This window comes from Streptomyces albus subsp. albus, from assembly GCF_000719865.1.
In the GTDB taxonomy this organism is placed as follows: Bacteria; Actinomycetota; Actinomycetes; order Streptomycetales; family Streptomycetaceae; genus Streptomyces; species Streptomyces albus_E.
In genome coordinates this window covers 1-19,037 of sequence record NZ_JOID01000023.1, presented here as the reverse complement: position 1 = coordinate 19,037, position 19,037 = coordinate 1, and the positions used below count along the sequence as shown (strand labels likewise).

The 19,037-nt window shown below is 71.9% G+C and carries 20 protein-coding genes; 13 read left to right on the top strand and 7 right to left on the bottom strand.

Annotated features, from left to right (window positions below; genetic code table 11):
- The first annotated feature begins 8 nt into the window (after positions 1 to 8).
- From IF83_RS33340 to IF83_RS0122430, 4 genes are all read left to right on the top strand, one after another.
- Positions 9 to 707 carry a hypothetical protein gene (locus IF83_RS33340; RefSeq protein WP_158711095.1) on the top strand — a complete coding sequence of 233 codons (699 nt, stop codon included), beginning with the start codon at positions 9 to 11 and terminating at the stop codon, positions 705 to 707.
- 165 nt (positions 708 to 872) lie between these two features.
- Entirely contained in the window at positions 873 to 1,457 is a 585-nt protein-coding gene (locus IF83_RS0122440) for a GNAT family N-acetyltransferase (protein ID WP_030546929.1), read from the top strand.
- 129 nt (positions 1,458 to 1,586) lie between these two features.
- The gene (locus IF83_RS0122435) at positions 1,587 to 2,210 is read left to right on the top strand and encodes a hypothetical protein (protein WP_030546927.1); all 624 of its coding nucleotides are present in this window, start codon (positions 1,587 to 1,589) and stop codon (positions 2,208 to 2,210) included.
- A gap of 161 nt (positions 2,211 to 2,371) precedes the next feature.
- Positions 2,372 to 2,875 (top strand): GNAT family N-acetyltransferase, encoded by a 504-nt coding sequence (locus IF83_RS0122430; protein ID WP_030546925.1) that lies wholly within the window; start codon positions 2,372 to 2,374, stop codon positions 2,873 to 2,875.
- Positions 2,876 to 3,057: 182 nt separating this feature from the next.
- On the opposite strand, the gene IF83_RS0122425 is transcribed toward IF83_RS0122430, so the two are convergent.
- The 3 genes from IF83_RS0122425 to IF83_RS0122415 form a co-directional block, all read right to left on the bottom strand.
- On the bottom strand, positions 3,058 to 3,873 hold the full coding sequence (locus tag IF83_RS0122425) for a GNAT family N-acetyltransferase (protein ID WP_030546923.1): 816 nt from the start codon (positions 3,871 to 3,873) through the stop codon (positions 3,058 to 3,060).
- Positions 3,874 to 4,066: 193 nt separating this feature from the next.
- Positions 4,067 to 5,218: an alpha/beta hydrolase gene (locus tag IF83_RS0122420; protein WP_030546921.1), complete on the bottom strand. Its 1,152-nt coding sequence runs from the start codon at positions 5,216 to 5,218 to the stop codon at positions 4,067 to 4,069.
- 88 nt (positions 5,219 to 5,306) lie between these two features.
- Positions 5,307 to 5,867: a GNAT family N-acetyltransferase gene (locus tag IF83_RS0122415; protein ID WP_030546919.1), complete on the bottom strand. Its 561-nt coding sequence runs from the start codon at positions 5,865 to 5,867 to the stop codon at positions 5,307 to 5,309.
- A gap of 323 nt (positions 5,868 to 6,190) precedes the next feature.
- Here IF83_RS0122415 and IF83_RS0122410 point away from each other — a divergent pair, with 323 nt between their 5' ends.
- From IF83_RS0122410 to IF83_RS0122395, 4 genes are all read left to right on the top strand, one after another.
- On the top strand, positions 6,191 to 7,081 hold the full coding sequence (locus IF83_RS0122410; protein ID WP_078843757.1) for a helix-turn-helix domain-containing protein: 891 nt from the start codon (positions 6,191 to 6,193) through the stop codon (positions 7,079 to 7,081).
- Complete coding sequence (locus tag IF83_RS0122405) at positions 7,078 to 7,290, top strand: DUF397 domain-containing protein (RefSeq protein ID WP_051723164.1); 213 nt, start codon at positions 7,078 to 7,080, stop codon at positions 7,288 to 7,290. The genes IF83_RS0122410 and IF83_RS0122405 overlap by 4 nt, the downstream gene beginning before the upstream one ends.
- A gap of 189 nt (positions 7,291 to 7,479) precedes the next feature.
- Positions 7,480 to 8,337, top strand: coding sequence for a helix-turn-helix domain-containing protein (locus IF83_RS0122400; protein ID WP_030546913.1), 858 nt, complete (start codon positions 7,480 to 7,482; stop codon positions 8,335 to 8,337).
- A gap of 62 nt (positions 8,338 to 8,399) precedes the next feature.
- Positions 8,400 to 9,560: an acyl-CoA dehydrogenase family protein gene (locus IF83_RS0122395; RefSeq protein ID WP_158711094.1), complete on the top strand. Its 1,161-nt coding sequence runs from the start codon at positions 8,400 to 8,402 to the stop codon at positions 9,558 to 9,560.
- Positions 9,561 to 9,825: 265 nt separating this feature from the next.
- On the opposite strand, the gene IF83_RS0122390 is transcribed toward IF83_RS0122395, so the two are convergent.
- Together IF83_RS0122390 and IF83_RS0122385 are read right to left on the bottom strand one after the other, a co-directional pair.
- Positions 9,826 to 10,518, bottom strand: a complete 693-nt coding sequence (locus IF83_RS0122390) for a response regulator (RefSeq protein WP_030546909.1) — start codon at positions 10,516 to 10,518, stop codon at positions 9,826 to 9,828.
- On the bottom strand, positions 10,515 to 11,813 hold the full coding sequence (locus IF83_RS0122385; protein ID WP_030546907.1) for a sensor histidine kinase: 1,299 nt from the start codon (positions 11,811 to 11,813) through the stop codon (positions 10,515 to 10,517). The genes IF83_RS0122390 and IF83_RS0122385 overlap by 4 nt, the downstream gene beginning before the upstream one ends.
- Before the next feature lie 222 nt (positions 11,814 to 12,035).
- Between IF83_RS0122385 and IF83_RS0122380 the strand changes: the two genes are divergently transcribed.
- From IF83_RS0122380 to IF83_RS0122370, 3 genes are all read left to right on the top strand, one after another.
- Positions 12,036 to 12,728 carry an ABC transporter ATP-binding protein gene (locus IF83_RS0122380; RefSeq protein WP_030546904.1) on the top strand — a complete coding sequence of 231 codons (693 nt, stop codon included), beginning with the start codon at positions 12,036 to 12,038 and terminating at the stop codon, positions 12,726 to 12,728.
- A complete protein-coding gene (locus IF83_RS0122375) occupies positions 12,725 to 15,145 on the top strand; it encodes an ABC transporter permease (RefSeq protein ID WP_030546902.1) in 2,421 nt (806 codons plus the stop codon). The genes IF83_RS0122380 and IF83_RS0122375 overlap by 4 nt, the downstream gene beginning before the upstream one ends.
- Before the next feature lie 265 nt (positions 15,146 to 15,410).
- On the top strand, positions 15,411 to 16,412 hold the full coding sequence (locus tag IF83_RS0122370) for an NAD-dependent epimerase/dehydratase family protein (protein WP_030546901.1): 1,002 nt from the start codon (positions 15,411 to 15,413) through the stop codon (positions 16,410 to 16,412).
- 145 nt (positions 16,413 to 16,557) lie between these two features.
- Here IF83_RS0122370 and IF83_RS0122365 read toward each other — a convergent pair whose 3' ends face one another.
- The gene (locus tag IF83_RS0122365) at positions 16,558 to 16,755 is read right to left on the bottom strand and encodes a DUF6879 family protein (protein ID WP_030546899.1); all 198 of its coding nucleotides are present in this window, start codon (positions 16,753 to 16,755) and stop codon (positions 16,558 to 16,560) included.
- 110 nt (positions 16,756 to 16,865) lie between these two features.
- On the opposite strand from IF83_RS0122365, the gene IF83_RS0122360 reads away from it, so the two are divergent.
- Positions 16,866 to 17,300 (top strand): hypothetical protein, encoded by a 435-nt coding sequence (locus tag IF83_RS0122360; RefSeq protein WP_107046849.1) that lies wholly within the window; start codon positions 16,866 to 16,868, stop codon positions 17,298 to 17,300.
- 140 nt (positions 17,301 to 17,440) lie between these two features.
- Here the strand turns inward: IF83_RS0122360 and IF83_RS0122355 are convergent, their stop codons facing one another.
- Positions 17,441 to 18,346, bottom strand: a complete 906-nt coding sequence (locus IF83_RS0122355) for an endonuclease/exonuclease/phosphatase family protein (RefSeq protein ID WP_030546895.1) — start codon at positions 18,344 to 18,346, stop codon at positions 17,441 to 17,443.
- A 188-nt stretch (positions 18,347 to 18,534) separates the two neighbouring features.
- Here IF83_RS0122355 and IF83_RS0122350 point away from each other — a divergent pair.
- Positions 18,535 to 19,037: RNA-guided endonuclease InsQ/TnpB family protein (locus IF83_RS0122350; RefSeq protein ID WP_030546893.1), on the top strand; the 503-nt coding region annotated here is incomplete at its 3' end.

Sequence of the window (19,037 nt, the reverse complement as noted above, 5' to 3'; positions counted from 1 at the left end):
CCGGTCCCATGACTCGTGATGACCTGCCCGACAGAGAAGGGGAACCGGTGCCCCTGGCGCCCTACCGGCTCGTCTGGCTGGCCCTTTGGGCCGAAGCCACGCCCCAGGAAGAGGCGAAACTCACCGAATACCTTCGCAAGGCACTCGCGCCTCACGGCACGATGGTTGTGCATGCTCGGGGGCCGTTCCGCCGCACCCCGGAGATGCTGCACTTCGAGGTCGGCCTCACGCCACACGGGTCCGCGCCCGACTGCCTGCGGGCTCTCGGCTTCACCTGGAAGGACGACTTCGGCCGGAACGACGAATGGGAGCGGCCGGTCAATGGCGGGGTGTTCCTGCACCCCGCTGTGTACGGCGCCCAGGCCGGCGAAATGGAAGCGGCTGCCGCTCCCCGGTTCCAAACGGGTGACGTCGTGCGGGTCCGTGACTCCGCCGAGGCCCGTCGGCTCGGTCTGGTAGGCGCGGAGGTGACCGTCGGGGGGCCGGATTACGACGACGACACTCTTCCCGCCCGGAGAACGTGGTACTACTCCGTACTCATCGAGGGGCAGGACGAGTCGGAGATCCTTGACGAGGCCTACCTGGAGCCGACCGGCCGGCACGTGCAGCTCTACGGTGAGCGGATAAGCGTCAGCACGAACGGTGTTCTGATCTCGCCGTCCAACCAGCACCCGCCAGTCGGTCACACGATCGCTGATCGCCTGTGATCATTGATCATTCGGAATGACTCGTCCAGGGTCCGCCCGGCGCATCCGGCGACCGTCCCGGGTGACGGGGAGCGAAGGCCAGGGGTCCCGGCGCAGAGCGATTACCTGCGTACCTGCGGAAATGCCGTGGTGCCCCGGAACGGCCCTCCCCTAGGGTTCGACAGCATGAACGAAGTACCGCGCCACGCCGTCCGCCCCATCCGTGCCGAGGAGTGGCGCGAGGTGAAGGAGCTGCGGCTCCTGGCACTGAAGGACCCGGCCGCTCCGATCGCCTTTCTCGACACGTACGAGCAGGCGGCCGCGAAGCCGGACTCCTTCTGGCAGGAACGGGCCAGGGGCTCGTCGGCCGGCGGGACGCGGGTGCGCCAGTTCGTGGCCGAGGACGGCCGGAACGGAGCCTGGACCGGCACGGTGACCGTGCTGATCGAGGACGCGGGCGGCGTCGACCCGTTCGGCACGACCGTCGAGCGGCGCCAGGCGCACGTCGTCGGTGTCTTCGTGCGCCCCGAACACCGCGGCAGCGGTGTGATCGACGCGCTCTTCGAGGCGGCCGTCGCGTGGGCGTGGTCGGTCGAGGACGTGACGAGGGCGCGCCTGTACGTCCACGAGGACAACGCGCGGGCCGAGCGCTTCTACCGCCGGTACGGATTCACACCCTCCGGGCAGACCGTTCCCGTGAAGGGCGACCCCGCGAAGGTGGAGCGCGAGCTGGTCCTCGACAGGCCCCGGGCTCCGTCCGGCGTTTCGTGAGCCCGGCGGAACCAGTGACGACCGCGGTGAACGCGCCGAGGAGTCGTTGCAGACCACCGGAGCTTCCCCTTGACTTCAGGGGACGCCGTTCTCATGCACACGACTCCCGGCAGGAGCAAAAGCACAGGCATGGACTTGCTGACGACGCTCGACGGCTACTTCGGAGGCTGGTGCCTCACCTTCACCGCTCTGCCGCCCCGCGAGGCGCTGCAGGCCATGGAAGCAGGCCACCTGAGCGGGGTCGCCGGCCCTGTCGATGCGCTACGAGAGGAAGCCGATGAGGGGATTGCGGAAGACCGGATCCTCCTCGTGGCCGGCCGTATCAGTCCAACGTGGAGCATGGTGATCGAGACCAACGGCAGCACCGGCCTGATCGGCGCCGGCCGCTGTGTCCTCCTCGAGTTGTGCACACCCGAGCAGCCCGCGACGACCGTGTTCAAGAACCCCGACGGGCTCGAGTTGCTGTACGCCGATCTCAACGACAACCGGGCCGGTCTGGACATCACCAGTGGTCGCAGGTGGGGCGCGTTCGGCCACGTGTCCGGGGCGCTGCACGCGGCAGGCTTCACCGCGCACGGCAGCCTGCACGACACGCTCAGCGACCGCTCCTACAACGACTTGGCGCGCCGCGCCATCACCGCTGTCACAGACCTGCGCACGCTCAAGGCAGGCACCACGGGATGGGTTTCCGGCGTCGTCCCCACCGGGACGGCCCTGCAGCAGACCGACCGAAGCCGCGCCCTCTCGCGATAGGTCCATCAGCGCCCGTTGCCTCGGTAGGGGTCTGACACGAAAATGACATGTGGTTCGCGGGTCAAGCGGCTGGGACCGGGCCGAATCCTTTGGTTGTCGGGTCGGCCTGCCCCCGGTGACCTGGCCGTGGTTCGCGGTGGCCCGTGGAGCAGAGTGGGCCCATGTCTGCATACAAGACGATGTCGTTCCACCTGGAGATCGAGCGGTTGATACTGCGGCCGTGGGCCGAATCGGACGCCGCCGAGTTCTGTGCCCTCCTCTCCGAACGCGGCAAGGGGACGCCGACGGTCGAGCACATCCGGACGGCCATCACGAAGCTGCTCACCGAGACGGCGGCGACGGGGATCGCCACGCTGCCCGTCCAGCGCCGCGACGAAGGGGACTTCATCGGCTACTGCGGGCTGATCATCGGCCGCACCACCCTGGAAGAGCCCGAGATCGCGTATGAGTTGTTCCAGCGGGTGCACGGGCACGGCTACGCCACCGAGGCCGCCGGCGCGGTGCTCGACGCCGCTGTCGCGACCGGGCGGAAACGGCTCTGGTCGACCGTCGGAACGTGGAACACACCGTCGTTGCGTGTCCTGGAGAAGCTCGGGTTCGAACGGGACCACGTCTCCACGGAGGACAGCGGTGAAGTGGCTTGGCTCACCCGCTTGTTGCCGTGACGCGGGACCGCGCCCGCCCCCGGGACTTGATGCTCACGTGATCGAGTGCGCTCGGGCCGAGCGGCCGGTTTGACGACAGCGACGGCCGGCTTGGAGTCGGGCGGGAGTGGGGCTGGTCGCGGCGACGCCCAGCACGGGCACGGGCACGGGCACGGGGATGGGATCGGGGCCGGCGTCCGGGCTCAGGCCGGATGCCGGTGGCGGCGCTCATCCCCCGCGATTCGGTAGTGGTAGCGGCAGACTTCCCGGAACCCCGCCCGCTCGTACAGCCGGACAGCGGGGGCGTTGTCCCGCTCGACTTGGAGGTACATGCGCTCGGCACCGTGGGCGCGGGCCCAGCCGGCCAGCGCGGACAGCACTCCGCGTGCCGCGCCCCGGCCGCGCGCCAGGGGCAGCGTGGCCATGCCGAACACGCCCGCCCAGCCCGTGTCCGCGACCGCACGGCCCACCGCCACGGCCTCGTCCCCGAGCATCGCGGTGGCGTAGGCGGACGGCACCTCCACGCGAGCGAGCAACTCCCGCTCGGCACCGGGGTCGACGCCGTGGCCCTGTACCGCGTGCCAGACCTCGAACCACGCCGGTGACGGGAGACCGTCCAGCCGCACACGCAGCGGCGGCTCAGCGGACACCGGCATCCGTTCCAGAACCCGCGCGGCCGACGCCGCTTGCAGGGACACCGGGCTCTCACGCCGGTAGCCGCGCTCCGCCAGCAGCGTGTCCAGGCCCTCCGGGCACGCGGATGGGGTGATCTGGAACCGGGCCTTCCCGCCCCGGCCGGCGCAGAACCTCTCGGCCTCGCCGACCCTGCGCACCAGTTCGCCGGGGTGCCCGGCGGCTCCGTGGGGCAGCACCGTCCCCACCCACCAGGGAGAACGGGGGGCATGGCGCAGCCACCACCCCCCGGTCCTCTCCACCCGCTCCGCCGGAAGGGCCCGGGCCGCCCTCTCCTGCAGCCCGCGCACCTCTTCCGGGCCCAGCACGGCAAACTCGGACACCATAGGCACGCACACTCCCTCCAGAACCGGCAGCGGACGACGGACGCCGTGACGGGTCCGTATCCTGACGTTGCGGAGCCCCCGGGGCAACGGCACACGGGCGCCTGCCGGCTCACCCCCCGGCTCGGCCCGCGCATGGCCCTCGCAGGCGTACAGGCGCACCCGCGACGGGGAGGACCGGGCAGACACGGTGATCTCAGCGGCCCCGCAGGACACGGTCCGCGAACTTCTCGACGGCGTCCACCACCGCCTCGAAGCGCACTGAGGGGAACAGGTCGAAAGCGTGTTGCGCGCCCGGGAGTTCGGCGTGGACGACAGGGCTCGCGGACGCGGCGCGCAGCGTCTCGGCGAACCGGCGGGCCTCCGCCGCCGGCACGACCGTGTCCCGGTCACCGTGGACGATGAGGAACGGCGGCGCGTCGGCGCGGACGTGGGCCACCGGTGACGAGGACTCGTCTCCGTCGTCGTACGGGCCGAAGTAGCCGCCCAGGCAGACGGCCGCGGTGACCGAGGTGTCCGCCTCCTCGAACCCCGGTTGGAAGGCGGCGTCGTTCGGGGTGAGCGCGGCCAGCGCCGCCATGTGCCCGCCCGCCGAACTGCCCGCGACGAACAGCCGGGACGGATCGGCGCCGTACTCCGGCCCATGGGCACGGACCCAGGCGATCACCCGCTTCAGGTCGACGAGATGGTCGGGGTGGCGCGCGGCCGGCTTCAAGCGGTAGTTGGCGCTCACGCAGACCCATCCCCGGCTCGCGAGGCGGTACAGCAGAGGGAGCGACTGGGTGTTCTTGCGGCCCTGCCTGTATCCCCCGCCGTGCAGATGGATCAGCACCGGGCCACCCACCGGACGGGAGCGATGGCGGTAGACGTCGAGCAGATTGCGGCGGCCGGCGTCACCGTAGCGGAGGTCCGGTATCCGCTCGACGTCGCGGCGGCGCGGGAACACCGGTGCGAACAGCGTCCGGACGAGCCGGCGGCGCCGGCCGGGCCTCGGCTCCGGCCCGGCACCGGGGGCCGCCCGCCGGTCCGGCCCCAGCCCTTCGGCGAGGGCCCGCTCGAGCACCGGGGCGGCCCGCAGACCGCGCCGCGCGAGGACCACGAGACCCGTGCCCGTGAGAGCCGCCGCCCCAACCACCGCCCAGGCACCCGGAGTCCTGATGTGCCCCTGAGCGAACGCCGGCACCGTCGACGCCAGCAGCCAGTAGCCGCCCAGAACCGGCGCCTCGGTGAGCAGCAGCCCGAGGCGGAAGCTCAGCCCGGCGAGCGGCCGCGGCCGCCGAGGCGGCGCCAGCGCGCAGAGCGTCACGGCCGCGATGACGGCCACACTGATCAGATATCCGACTGGCACACAGTCCCCCGTCCCCTTGATGACCCGGCCCTTCGGCCTCTGTGACGCCGCGTGCGGTGCGCCGGGGGCCGGGCCGGAAACCTTCCGTTCAGCGTGCAGCCCGGCCCGCCCGCCACTCCGGGGCGAGCACCGACCAGATCTCCGTGTCGAACCGTTCTCCCCGGCGCGGGTAGTTCTGGCGCAGCACACCGTCCCTCGTCATCCCCAGCCGCCGCGCGACGGCGATGCTGGGCTCGTTCGCCGCCGCGGCCCGCCACTCCACGCGGTGGATGCCCCGCTCCTCGACGGCCCAGTCGATGATGACGCGCGCCGCCCTGGTGACCAGGCCACGCCCCACCGCCGACGGCTCCAGCCAGCACCCCGCCTCGGCGGTGCCGTGCCGGGCGTCGAAGGTCCGGAAGAGCACGCCGCCGACCAGCTCGCCGTCCGTCCGGATGCCGTAGATGCGTCCGGTGTCTGCGGCGGCCTTGTCCGCGTACGACTGGAGGAACGCCCGGCTCGACTCCGGATCCGTGACCACGTCGGCCAGGCCGATGTACTGCCCGATGAACTCCCGCCCCCGGTCCATGTGGGCGAGGAACTCCCCGGCGTGCCAGGGCTCCAGCGGCCCCAGCTCCGCACCGTCCTCGCCCAGGGATACCGCGAACACCGCTGCCTCCCCGTCTTGTTGACTTCGCGCCTGCGCGCAGCGGCGGCATCCTCCCACGGCGGGGCACCCGCGCCCCAGCGGATTGTCCGCGCCCCGTCCGCTCCGGTGTCCCGCACCTCTCGCACCGTTGTCCGCGCACGGTGCGAGAGGCCGGGCGGGAGCGCGGCCGGAGCAGTGGGCTGTATGCGCCGTGCGCGCACCGCTCGCGGCGTTGTACGCGCTGTGCGGCGTTACCGGCCCCCTGCCCGTCCGGTTGGGCAGGGCTGGAGCATACGGCCGGCTGGAAGGACGGTGGGGCAGTGCACGAGGGGGACGACAGGGACATGCGCGAGGAACCGAGGGGACAGGAGACGACGGCCGCGGCCCAGCCCCAAGGGCACACGGCGGACGACGACTCGGAGTTGCGGGACGGCGGGTCCGGAACGGGCATCGTGACGGCGTTCGGCCGCCAGTTGAAGCTGCTGCGCACACGAGCGGGCCTGGAGCGCCCGGAGTTCGGCTCCCTGCTGAACTACTCGGGGTCCACCATCGCGGCCTTCGAGCAGGGCAGGCGCGTCCCGCTGCCCACGTTCATCGACAGGGCGGACGAAATCCTGGAGGCGGGCGGACTCCTCAAGGCGCTCAAGAAGGAAGTCGAACGGGCCCAGTACCCGAGCTTCTTCCGCGACGCCGCGCGCCTTGAGGCGGGCGCGACGGCCCTGTACGTCTACGCCGTCTACGCGGTACCCGGGCTGCTGCAGACCGAGGAATACGCGCGGGCCGGGTTCCGTCTCCAACGGCCGCTGCTTGACGAGGACATCATCGAGCAGCGCCTGAGCGCGCGCATGGCACGCCAGGGGATCCACGACCGACGGCCCGCGCCACTGCTCAGTTTCATCGTCGAGGAGGCGGCCCTTCGCAGGCCCATCGGCGGGCGCGCGGCTCTGCGGGAGCAGTGGGAGAAGATGCTTCGCCTCGGGCACCTTCGCAATGTGGAGATCCAGGTCATGCCGACCGAGCGGGAGGATCACGCGGCTCTGGGAGGGCCGTTCACACTGATCGACGCATCGACGGGGCGGCGCATCGCCTATACCGAGGTGCAGGACGACAGCCGCCTGTACACGGAGCAGGCAAAGATCCGCGAACTCGAAACCCGCTATGGCATCCTCCGGTCTCAGGCACTCACACCGCGTGAGTCATCGACTTTCGTCGAGAGACTGTTGGGAGAGTCATGAACGCTGAGCGCTCGGAGTCGGCCGTGCCCGAAGCCGCATGGTTCAAGAGCAGTTACAGCACCGGCGGAGGCGGTGAGTGCGTGGAGGTGGCCGCCCTGACGGAGACCGTCCACGTCCGGGACTCCAAGGACCGCAGCGGGCCGGTGCTGGCCGTGTCCCCGGACGCCTGGTCGTCGTTCGTCGGGCTCGTCACCGGCCCGTCCGCCTGACCGCAGCACGGCGAGAGCGAGGGAGCCCTGCCGCGCGCCTGTCGGCGCGGCAGGGCTCCTGTACTCCGGTGTACTCCGGCCCGCCGCTCTGTCGCCGCGACCCTGCACGATCAAGGAGAAGCTTCAGAAGCGGTTGCCTGGGAGTGTTTGGGCCAGGCTCAGCAGACGCCGGGTGGCTAGGCTCGAAGCATGTTGGAGAGCAACAACCTCGGAGCGATGCTGCGTCAGTGGCGCGATCGAACGACGCCTGGGCAGGCGGGCGTTCAAAGCATTGGCCGCCGCCGGGTTCCCGGCCTGCGGCGCGAGGAGCTGGGCCGGCTGGCAGGGGTCTCAGCCGACTACATCAAGCGCCTGGAGCAGGGGCAGGGCCATCCGTCCCGGGAGGTTCTGGAGGCACTTGCCCGGGCTCTGCGGCTGGGCCGCGAAGACTACGAGTATCTCTGCGTGCTCGCCGGCTACTCCCTGACTGGTGACGGCTGCGTACCGCAACACATCGGTGGTGGCGCCCAACGCCTGCTCGACCGGCTGAACGACGTTCCGGTGTGTGTCTGCGATGCGACCTGGACAGTGATCGCGTGGAACGACGTCTGGGGGTCCGTGATGGGTTGCGGGCCGGTGCCCGGCCCAGGACGTGAACGGAACGTGGCCTGGCGCCTGTTCGTGGGCACACCTGGCTCGATCTTCCGTTCCTCCGGACGGACAGCCCGCTTTGAGTCCACCGTCGTCGCCGATCTGCGCAGAGCGGTCGTCCGCTATCCGGCGGACGCGCGCCTGAGCACTCTGGTGGGCGACCTCATCTCCGCCAGCAGCCGCTTCCGCTCACTGTGGGAAGGGCGGGCTGACGCGCCGGTCCGTGAGGAGCGCGTTACAGTACGTCACCCCGACATGGGCGACATCCTCGTCGACTGCGACACGCTGTCCATCGATGACGGCGACTTGCGCTTCATCCTCTTCACCGCCGAACCCGGCTCGGCCGAGGCCCAGCGCCTCGCACTGGCGGGAACCGTCCGGGACCTTCCCTGGTCGGCACACGAAAAGACCGACTGACATCGTCCGCCCGCGGCGAGCCCCCGGCGAAACCCACCGATCCACAGGAGATGCAATCCCTCGTGTCCATTGACGCTGTCGACATGCGCCCGGCGGGCGTGGACCCCGTAGCGCGCGCTGCCGCCCTCGCGCCCTCGCTCGCGGAGCACGCCGCCGAGACCGAGCAGTCCGGCCGCCTGGCGCCCGCCTCCGTGGCAGCCGTGCGGGAGGCGGGGCTCCTCGCCCTGACGGTACCCCCCGAACTCGGTGGTCTCGGTGCCGATCTGCGCACTCTGGCGCAGGTGGCCATGGCTCTGGGGGCCGCCTGCCCTTCCACCGCGTGGGTGACGTCCTTGTCGTGCTTCTCGAAGAAGTCGGTCGGTACCGGTCTGCGTGGTCCGGTCCGTTCGGCGTACTTCGCCGACCCTCACGCGCTGGTGTGTGCCACCGCGGTCGCCGAGGGACATGGACAGCAGAGCGCGGACGGCCTACGGCTGTCGGGGCGCTGGCGGATGGCGTCCGGGTGCGAGGACGCGGCATGGGCCTTCCTCATCGTGCCCGTCCTGCGCCAGGAGACTCCGATAGGGGTGGGCACCGCGCTGGTGCCGGTGGAAGGCCTGGTTGTCGAGCGATCGTGGCGCAGTGTCGGGCTGGCGGGCACGGGAAGCCACACGCTCCTCGCTGAGGACGTCGTGGTGCCGCCCGAGTACACGACCTCACCGGCTGACCGGCGCACGCCCCCGCCCGCTGCCGTCACGGTCGGCGCCGTGGTGGCGCACCTGGCTCCCATGATCGGCGCGGCCCACGGTGCTCTCGCCGTACTTCAGGGGGTGCTGGCCGGCACGCGGGCACCGTCGCAGACCACCTACTCCCGGCTCGCGGACTCACCCTTGGCCCGACACCGCTTCGGCCAGGCCAGTCACCTGCTCGACACCGCGACCCGGCGCGTCCTCGATGTCGCCGGACAACTGGACGCGACGGATCCCGGCCACCCCATGCCGAGCCTGGAACGCGCGCAGCTGCGCATGCGGCTGGTTTCCGCAGCCACGGAATGCCGGCAGGCCGTGGAGTGGCTCCTCGACCTGCATGGCGCCGGCGGCTTCGACCCCGGCAACCCCCTGCAGCGTTTCTGGCGAGACGTGTCCGTGGGGACTCGCTATGCCGGGCTCAACCCTTATGTCACCGAGGAGGACCACGACCGTCTTCTGCTCGGCATCGAGCCCCCCGTCTCTCTGGCGCTCTGAGCGAGCATGTAGGGCGGGCGTGTTCGGTGAGCGGGTCCTCAGCAGGATTCCCGGCAGCCGGAGCCCGGCCGGAGCGGTACCCGCCCCGGCGTCGCCCGCGATGGCCGCCATCGCCCTGCCTCCGTCCCGTCGGCACCGGTGGTCGCGTCCTCGGCTGTACGGGTTTCCCGCCGGGGCGCCCGTGCTTGGGCGCGGCACAGCCCGTTCCCTGTCACGGTCCACCGAAGCCGTCCTCACCTTGGAGAACAACGCTGAGAAGGCTCAGTCATCCAGGCGCCCCCGCCCCCGGGGCGATCAGCCCCGACTCGTAGGCGAGGACGACGGCCTGGACGCGGTCGCGCAGGTCCAGCTTCGCCAGGATGCGGCCGACGTGGCTCTTGACCGTGGCCTGGCTGAGGAACAGCCGGGAGGCGAGTTCGGCGTTGCTGAGGCCCGTCGCGAGGAGCCGGAGCACCTCGAGTTCGCGCGGGGTCAGGCCGGACAGATCGCGGTGCGGGGCAGTGGTCCGCGGTTGGTCCTGACGGGCGAAGCGCTCGATCAGCCGCCGGGTGATCGTGGGTGCGAGGAGGGCGTCGCCGGTCCGCACCAGGCGCAGGGCGGAGACCAGGTGTTCGGGGCTGACGTCCTTGAGCAGGAAGCCGCTGGCGCCGGCGGTGAGCGCGGCGTAGACGTAGTGGTCGAGGTCGTAGGTGGTGAGGATGACGACCCGCGTTGCGGCCGGGCCGGCGTCGCCGGTGATGCGCCGGGTGGCCTCGATGCCGTCCATCTCCGGCATTCGGATGTCCATGAGGACGACGTCGGGCCGCGTACGGCGGACCGCCGCGACGGCCTCGGCCCCGTCGGCGGCCTCGGCCGTCACGTCGATGCCGTCCGCGGCCAGGATCATCTTGAAACCGGTGCGGACGAGGGCTTGATCGTCGGCGATGACGGCGCGCAGAGGCGGCTGGTCCCCGGTCATACCGCGCTCCGCGGGATGCGGGCCGTCACCCGGTAGCCGCCGGCCGGCGTCGGTCCGGCTGTCAGCTCGCCCCCGTAGACGGCCAGCCGCTCGCGCAGCCCCATGTGGCCTCGGCCGTTGCCCGGCACCGGCGGGGGTCCCCCGGCGCCGCCGGTGTCCGTGATCTCGATCTCCAGACAGGCGTCGGTGTGGCCGATGGCGACGGACGCCCGCGCGCCGCGCGCGTGTTTGACCGTGTTGGTCAGTGCCTCCTGTACGACGCGATACGCCGCGAGGTCCACTCCCGGTGGCAGCGGATCCGGCGGCAGCGACACCCCGACGCTCACGGGCGTACCGGCGGCGCGTACGCGTGCGACGAGCGCGTCGAGCTGCGCCAGCCCCGGCTGGGGTTCCAGGCCGTCGGCCCTCTCGTGGTCCGGGGCGGCCAGCAGGCCCATCACGTGGCGGAGTTCGGCCATGGCGGCCCGGCCGCCCGCCTCGACGGCCAGCAGGGCCTCCTTCGACTGCTCGGGCGCCTTGTCCATCACGGTGCGGGCCGCGCCGGCCTGAATCACCATCACGCTCACATTGTGGGTCACCACGTCGTGCAGCTCGGCGGCGATGCGGGCACGCTCCTCCTCGACGGCGCGGCGCGTGGCCTCCTCCTGAGCGGCCCGCAGTTCCGCCACCCGGTCCCGGCTGGCGGCCAGCCGCAGGTGCAGAAAGCGGACGAGGGCGGCCAGCATCCCCGCCACCAGCAGAACGAATCCCGGGCTGGACCATCCCGGGAGCACGGGTTCCGCGTTGCGGAAAGCGAAACCGGACAGCGCGGCGGCGAGCACCAGGGCGGCGATCGCCGTGATCCGGTAAGGGCTGTACACCACGGCGCTGTAGGCGCCGATGACACAGGCCAGGACGGTGATCCAGGAGGCGGAGCCGGCGATGGCCAGTGCCGCGCCCAGCACCACCGCGAACACGGCCAGCGGATACCGGCGCCGGGCGGCCAGCGGCAGCGTCGCCAGGACGACGAGGGCCCAGGGCACGGGGGTGGGTTCTTCCTCCGCGGGCACGTCACCCGGGCCGGGCGGCGGGGGCGGGGCCGGGACACCGGTCCCGGCGTCCACCGCAGGGGGGTTGATGTCCACCAGCCCGTCACCGGGATGGCGCACCGCCACGAACAGGGCGATGACGGTCAGGACGACCGCCAGCACCACATCGGCGCGCACCGCTCGCCGGGGCAGCGGGGCGGCCTTCCCCTCCGGGCGCAGCGCGTCGATGAGTCGCCGATGCCGGCTGTGCCGGTCTTCCGTCTCCACCCGTGCATTGTGCTGCGCTCTCCGCCCGGTCCGCGTCCGCCTGTCCGGCCGGGGCCTTACCCCCGGAGGCCTAGTTCTCAGGGATGACCCCGCGGCCGGACCCTCCGCAGGAAGGACCTGATGTCGGTTCCGTGGCCGACGCGCCCCCCTGCGCGGCACTCCTAGGTTCACAGGACCGGCAATGGCCTGTGCCTCTCGCGACCGCAAGGACGGACAACTCGCATGCGTCAAGTGATCGAACTGGAGGGTGTGGTGAAGCGCTACGACAGCGCCGCCGCACCGGCGCTCGGACCGCTCACGCTGAGCGTCGCCCAGGGCGAGGCCCTTGCCGTGACGGGCCCCTCCGGCAGCGGCAAGTCCACGCTGCTGAACCTCGTCGCCGGCCTGGACAAGCCGACCGAGGGCGCCGTGACCGTGGCCGGGCGGCGGATCGACCGGTTGAGCGAGCACGCCCTCGCCCGGTTCCGTCGCGAGCACATCGGCATGGCCTTCCAGTTCTTCAATCTTCTCGACGACCTCACCGTCACCGACAACATCCGGCTCCCGGCCCAGCTGGCCGGGGCCGGCCGGCGGAAGGCCGCGGCCCGCGCGGATGAGCTCATGGAGGCGCTGGGCATCCAGAAGCATGCCCGCGCCTACCCGGGCCGGCTGTCCGGAGGCGAACGCCAACGGGTCGCGGTCGCACGGGCGTTGGTCAATCGGCCCGCGCTGCTGCTCGCCGACGAGCCCACCGGTGCGCTCGACACCGCCTCGGGCCACGACGTCCGCACGCTGCTGATGGATCTGCACCGCGCCGGACAGACCATCGTGCTGGTGACGCACGACCTGACGCTGGCGGAGGCCTGCGCGAGCCGCACGATTCACCTGGTCGACGGTCGCCTCGCCCTCGACTCCTCCGCGGAGGCCGTGCGATGAGCCTGTTCGGTACCGGTGCGCTGGGCCGGGTCGTACGCTCCGGTGTCGGCCGGCGGCGGACGCAGACCGTGGTGATCGCCGTGGCGACGATGATGGCCGTGGCCTCGGCCGTGGTCGCCGGGTCGCTGATGGTCGCCGCGGCCGCTCCGTTCGACCACGCCTTCGGGAAGCAGCGGGGTCCGCATCTCACCGCCCAGTTCGATCCGGCGAAGGTGAGTGCGGAGCGGCTGGCGGAAACCGGCCGGCTGGCCGGCGTCACCGCGAGCTCGGGGCCGTATCCCTCCACGGCGTTCCGCCCGGTGGACCGGACGGGTTTCCCCTTGCCGAGGCTGACCCTGGTCGGGCGGTCCGGTCCGGGCGGCGACGTGGACCGCGTCGATCTGAAGTCCGGCCGGTGGGCGCGGAAGCCGGGCGAGATCGTGCTCGACGCGTCGTTCGAGGGGCCCGCCCTCGGGATCGGCACCCCCCTGAAGGCCTCGGACGCCACGGGCGCGCCGGCCCTCTCGATCGTCGGCTTCGCCGTGTCGGCCGGCGAGACCGCCGACTCCTGGGCGACTCCCGCGCAGGTCGAGGCGCTGGTGTCGGAGGGCGGCCCGGTGACGCGTCAGATGCTCTACCGCTTCGACTCCGCGAGCACGAAGGAGCAGATCCTCGCCGGCCGGAAGAAGCTCACCGCCTCCACGGGGCCCGGGGCGCTGCTGGGTACCCAGTCCTGGCTGGATACCCAACGCGCCGCTGATCAGGGTGCGGCGGCGACCGTCCCGTTCGTGATGGCTTTCGGCGTGCTCGGCGTCATGATGTCGGTGATCATCGTCAGCAGTGTGATCAGTGGCGCGGTCGGCACGGGCCTGCGCAGGATCGGCATCCTCAAGGCCATCGGCTTCACCCCGCGCGAGGTCGTCCGCGCCTACGTGGCTCAGGCGCTGATTCCGGCCGGTGCCGGCATCGCCCTGGGGGCCGTCCTGGGAAACCTCCTGGCGGTGCCGCTGCTCTCGGACACCGAGGCGGTGTACGGAGCCGTCTCGCTCTCGGTGGCCTGGTGGGTGAACGTCGCGGTGCCGGCCGCCGCCCTGGCCGTCGTGGGGCTCGCGGCGCTGGTTCCCGCGCTGCGGGCCGGAAGACTGCGCACGGTCGAAGCCATCGCGGTCGGGCGGTCGCCGCGCACCGGGCGCGGCCAGTGGGCGCACCGGGCGACGGGGCGGCTGCCGCTGCCGCGACCGGTGACCTACGGTCTCGCCACCCCCTTCACGCATCCGGTCCGTGCCCTCGCCATGCTGCTCGCGGTGGCGTTCGGTACGGTCGCGGCGACCTTCGCGGTGGGGCTGACCTCCTCCCTCACCGCGATCGGCGTCTCGCAGGACCCCGAGAGCCGTGCGGCGGTCACGGTCACGACCACCGGGCTGAGCCACGTCGCTCCCCCTCCGCCGCCTCCTCCTGCCGGGGGCGGCGCGGCAAGCCCGGCCCCCGTGGGCGGCGGCGTGGCCGGCACGTCCCCGCCGGGGGCCGCCGACCCGGCGAAGGTGCGGTCCGCCATCACGGCACAGGCCGGCACCGGGTCGTACTACGGCAAGACCCGGATCGAGGCCACCGTGGCCGGGATCTCCGGTTCGGTCCGGGCCAGTCTCTACGAGGGCGCTGCGCGCTCCGGCAGCCACGAGATGCTGTCCGGGCACTGGATCACCGGTACGGGGCAGGTCGTGGTACCCACGCGCTTCCTGGACAGGACCAGCACCAGGATCGGTGACACGGTGCGGGTGACCTACGAGAAGGAGACCGCGAACCTGCGGATCGTGGGCGAGTCCTTCGACACCTCCGGCAGCGAGTTCGAGATCCACGCGCACATGGGCGACTTCGCGTCGGCCGAGCCCAGCACCTTCCTCGCCGAGGTGAAGTCCGGCGTCTCCGCCGACGAGTACGCCCGGAAGCTCGCCGCGGTCGTACAGCCGCTGGGCGGCGACGCCACGACCAACGCCCCCTCGGGGCAGGAAGGCGTCATCCTCCTCATGTCCGCGATGGCGGTGCTGCTCACCCTGATGCTGGTCTCCGTGGCCGGGCTCGGCGTCCTCAACTCCGTGGTCCTGGACACCCGGGAACGCATCCACGACCTCGGCGTCTGCAAGGCGATCGGCATGTCGCCGCGGCAGACCCTGAGCCTCGTGCTCTCCTCGGTGGCCGCGGTCGGCGTGCTCGGCGGGCTGCTCGGCGTGCCGGCCGGGTACGCGCTGCACGGCCTCGTCATGCCGCTGATGGGGCGTGCCGTGGGCACCGGTCTGCCGTCGCCGGTCCTCGATGTGTACGAGCCTCTCCATCTGCTCCTGCTGGGGCTGGGCGGGGTCGTGATCGCGGTGCTGGGCGCGCTGGTCCCGGCCGGCTGGGCGGCCCGGGCACGCACGGCCACGGCGCTGCGCACCGAGTAGCGTCCGGGCGGAGCACGAGCCGCTACCGCGGATCCGCGCGCCGGGACGGCGGGGCCGCGACACGGCCCTCGTCAACTACTGACCTCACGACAGATCGACGGATCGACAGGTCAATGTAGTTGAGGAGTTGGGGAGTTGGGGAGTTGGGGAGTTGGGGAGTTGGGGGATGTGCGACACACGCCGGGAAGGCAGCGGCCAACCAAATCCGATCCGCTGTCAGCGAAGCCGCTTGGGCATCCCGCTCGCGTCCTGCTTGTGTTGCGGGATGGAGATTCTGGTGCTGGGCGGAACGGCGTGGGTGGGCCGGGAGGTGGCGCGGCTGGCGATGGAGCGCGGCCACCGGGTGACGTGTCTCGCGCGCGGGGAGAGCGGCGAAGTCGCGGACGGGGCGCGGCTCGTGGCTGCCGACCGGCGCGAACCCGGTGCGTACGAGCCGCTGCTCGACCGCGAGTGGGACGCCGTGGTCGAGGTGTCGTGGCAGCCGGGGTTCGTCCGCGGGGCGCTCGACGCCCTGGGCGGCAGGGCCGGGCACTGGACCTATGTCTCCTCCTGCAACGCCTACGCCTCCCAGGGCACGCCCGGCGCGGACGAGTCGGCGGCCCTGCTCGCCCCGACCGACCGGAACGAGGTGGACCGCTCGCTGTACGGGGAGGCGAAGGTCGCCTGCGAGCAGGCGTCGGCGGCGGCCGTGGGCGACCGCCTGCTCATCGCGCGCGCCGGCCTCATCGGCGGCCCCGGCGACCACACCGGGCGCTCCGGCTACTGGGTGGCCCGCGCCGCGCGCGACCGGCACGGGCCGATGCTGGTGCCCGCCACCCCGGACCTGCCGACTCAGGTGATCGACGTACGGGACCTCACCACCTGGCTGCTCGACAGCGCGGAGACGGGGCTCACCGGCACGTACAACGCCGTCGGTCCGGTTCTCCCGTTCGCCGAGTGGATCGAGCTGTGCCGCACGGTCGGCGGGCACGTCGGTCCGGTGGTCGCGGCCGACTCGGCCTGGCTGCTCGCGAACGGCGTGGCCGAGTACATGGGGGAGGAGTCCCTGCCGATGTGGCTGGTCGAGCCGGGCTGGGAGGGCTGGTCGGACCGGGACGGCTCGGCGGCGCGCGCCGCGGGCCTCCGCCACCGCCTCCAGGCGGAGCTGCTGGTCGACACCCTGCGCTGGGAACGCGAGCAGGGCCTGGACCGGCCCCGGCGCTCCGGCCTCAGCGCCTCCCGCGAGCGCGAACTGCTGGACGCCTGGCGGACGAAGACGCAGCCGTGACCCGGGCGGCGGACGGGGTCGGCGCGGCCACGCCCGTTCCGCCGGCCCGGCCGGTCCCGACCGCGCACCGCCGCCGCGCCCCGGTTCGGAAGCGGTGCGGTCCGGCTCTCGGCCCGGCGGCCGCAGACCTCGGTCACCGCCCCGCTCAGAGCCCCGGGTCCGGCGCTTCCAGGTGGGCGATCTCCCGGGGAAAGTAGGTCTCCACCCCCTCCCCCATCGCGTACAACTCGCGCAGGAAAGCACGGGATCGCGCCACGACGTCGGGTTGAGTGAAGCGCGTGGCGCCGTCCGGCACGCCCGCAGGGGTGTAGTCGAGGACGTAGACGGCCTCGGAGCCCAGCACGCACAGTTCGGGCAGCTGTTCCTCCCGCCGCCGCCGGCACCACGCCCGCCTCGGCCGAGCCGGGCTCCTTCGACCTCATCAACAAGAAGGACGGCTCGCGTCTCGCCCTGGTGGACAACAACACCGTGGCCGAGGGCGCCTTCGCGAACAGCCTGCGGGACCCGGGCTGGAAGTACAGCACGGAGGAATGGACGTCACAGGTCGTCAGCGACCGTCAGCACGACGACACGTACAACCGTGTCCTCAGGAACGTGGCGGCGAACAAGTGCCTCCAGCCGCTGACCGATTCGCCGACACGCGGGATGCGAGTCGTCGTGAAGACCTGCAAAGGGTCGGAGCTCCAGAAGTGGAACCTCCGGCACGAGACGGTGTCCGGCACGAACTCGCGCTGGCAGATCTGGCGTCCCGTCGCCAACAAGCGTCTCGCGCTGACGCTCGACAAGTACGGGAACGGCAGCTGGAACACGCGCTACCTCGACACCTCCTACCCGTCGTCCGACCGGCTCTGGGTTCTCCGGCCGAACGACCAGCCCTGGCGTTACTGACGCCCCGCAGGCCGCCCGTCGGACACGGCGTTCCGCAGAAAGCGCGAGGCCGGCACTCCGGCGTAGAGGCCGATCCGGCTGGTTGCGTCACAGCACGGCAGTTGTCGCGTGCGCAGACTTGCCGCCCGGGAAAAGACCCCTCAGCCCAGTCCGATCCCGGCGATGACCGGGAGGTGGTCGCTGCCGGTCATGGGCAGGGTCCCGATGGGACCGACGGTCGCGGAGCGGGCCATGATCTGGTCGATCCGGGCCACGGGGAAGGCGGCGGGGAAGCTGAAGGCGAAGCCCCGGGCCGGCACGTTCATCTGCGAGGTCAGCGGGGCCAGCCCGCGGTCGTCGACCGTGCTGTTGAGGTCGCCGAGGAGTATCACCGTGCTGAGCTTCTCGGCCGCGACGGCCTTGCCCAGCAGGTCGGCGCTTTCGTCGCGCCGGGAGGAGGCCAGGCCGGCCGCGTGGAGGCGGACCGAGGGCAGGTGCGCGACGTACACCGCGATCTCACGGTGCGGAGTGCGGACGGCGGCCCGTAGTCCGCGGCTCCAGGGCTCGGTGATACCGGCGGGTTTGATGTCCAGTTCTTCGACATCGGTGAGCGGGTGTTGCGACCAGAGCCCGACGGTGCCCACCACCGCGTGGTACGGGTAGTGTGGGGCGAGGGTCTTCTCGTAGACCGGCAGCGCCGCGGGGAGCAGTTCCTCCAGGGCGATGAGGCCGGGCTCGGCATCGGCCAGGGTGCGGGCCGTGCCCGCGGGGTCGGTGTTCTCGTCGCTGACGTTGTGCTGCACCACGACCAGGTTGTGTCCACCGGGCTCATCCCCGGGCAGCAGCAGTCCGCCGAAGAGGTACGTCCAGGCCGCCACCGGCAGGAGCAGGGCCAGCAGTGCGACAGCCGAGCGGCGCAGCAGCGCCAGGCCGAGCAGCACCGCGATCACCAGGCCGGACCAGGGCAGGAAGGATTCGAGCAGGCTCCCCAGGCGGCCGGGGGTGTTCGGGACCAGCCGGTGGGACGCCAGCAGCACTGCTGTCAGCACGGCCGGTACGGCGAGCATCCGCCCCCGCGTCCGGGACGACCGGTTGCCCGCGTTCGCGACCGCCGACCACCACCTGGCCCTCTCGGTTGGGGGAATCGAATCCTTGGGCCGGAGCCGCGCAGCGGCGGAGCACGCTGCGTTGTCAGTGGGGGTCGGTAGCGTGAACCCGTCAATGTCGGCCGGGGGAGGCAGGGGGGTGGGGTCGTGTGAAGCGGGCGTACAAGTTTCTGCTGCGTCCCACGGTCCGCCAGGAGCGGGCGCTGGCGGAGATGCTGCGGGATCACTGTTCCCTGTACAACGGTGCGTTGCAGGAGCGTCGTGATGCCTATCGGCACAGTTCCCGGACGTCGGTGCGGTATGGGGATCAGTCGGCGCAGTTGAGGGAGATCCGGGCGTTTGATCCGGAGCGTCAGGGCCGGTGGTCGTTCTCGAGCCGGCAGGCGACCCTGCGCCGTCTGGACCGGGCCTTCCAGGCCTTCTTCCGGCGGGTGAAGGCCGGTGGCACCCCCGGATACCCGCGCTTCAAAGGGGTCGGGCACTTCGACACCGTGACGTTCCCGAAGGACGGGGACGGCTGCCGGTGGAACTCCACCCCCCACGACACGCAGGCCCGGGTCCGCCTGCAAGGCGTCGGACACGTCCGCGTCCACCGGCACCGGAGCGTGAAGGGCCGGGTGAAGGCGGTCAGTGTCAAGCGGGAGGGGCGCCG

What these genes read in the sequence shown, in the direction of transcription:
- IF83_RS33340 (WP_158711095.1), top strand. Translation starts at nt 9, where the DNA reads ATGACTCGTGATGACCTGCCCGACAGAGAAGGGGAACCGGTGCCCCTG.
- IF83_RS0122440 (WP_030546929.1), top strand. Translation starts at nt 873, where the DNA reads ATGAACGAAGTACCGCGCCACGCCGTCCGCCCCATCCGTGCCGAGGAG.
- IF83_RS0122435 (WP_030546927.1), top strand. Translation starts at nt 1,587, where the DNA reads ATGGACTTGCTGACGACGCTCGACGGCTACTTCGGAGGCTGGTGCCTC.
- IF83_RS0122430 (WP_030546925.1), top strand. Translation starts at nt 2,372, where the DNA reads ATGTCTGCATACAAGACGATGTCGTTCCACCTGGAGATCGAGCGGTTG.
- IF83_RS0122425 (WP_030546923.1), bottom strand. Translation starts at nt 3,873, where the DNA reads ATGGTGTCCGAGTTTGCCGTGCTGGGCCCGGAAGAGGTGCGCGGGCTG.
- IF83_RS0122410 (WP_078843757.1), top strand. Translation starts at nt 6,191, where the DNA reads ATGCGCGAGGAACCGAGGGGACAGGAGACGACGGCCGCGGCCCAGCCC.
- IF83_RS0122405 (WP_051723164.1), top strand. Translation starts at nt 7,078, where the DNA reads ATGAACGCTGAGCGCTCGGAGTCGGCCGTGCCCGAAGCCGCATGGTTC.
- IF83_RS0122400 (WP_030546913.1), top strand. Translation starts at nt 7,480, where the DNA reads ATGTTGGAGAGCAACAACCTCGGAGCGATGCTGCGTCAGTGGCGCGAT.
- IF83_RS0122390 (WP_030546909.1), bottom strand. Translation starts at nt 10,518, where the DNA reads ATGACCGGGGACCAGCCGCCTCTGCGCGCCGTCATCGCCGACGATCAA.
- IF83_RS0122380 (WP_030546904.1), top strand. Translation starts at nt 12,036, where the DNA reads ATGCGTCAAGTGATCGAACTGGAGGGTGTGGTGAAGCGCTACGACAGC.
- IF83_RS0122375 (WP_030546902.1), top strand. Translation starts at nt 12,725, where the DNA reads ATGAGCCTGTTCGGTACCGGTGCGCTGGGCCGGGTCGTACGCTCCGGT.
- IF83_RS0122370 (WP_030546901.1), top strand. Translation starts at nt 15,411, where the DNA reads ATGGAGATTCTGGTGCTGGGCGGAACGGCGTGGGTGGGCCGGGAGGTG.
- IF83_RS0122355 (WP_030546895.1), bottom strand. Translation starts at nt 18,346, where the DNA reads ATGCTCGCCGTACCGGCCGTGCTGACAGCAGTGCTGCTGGCGTCCCAC.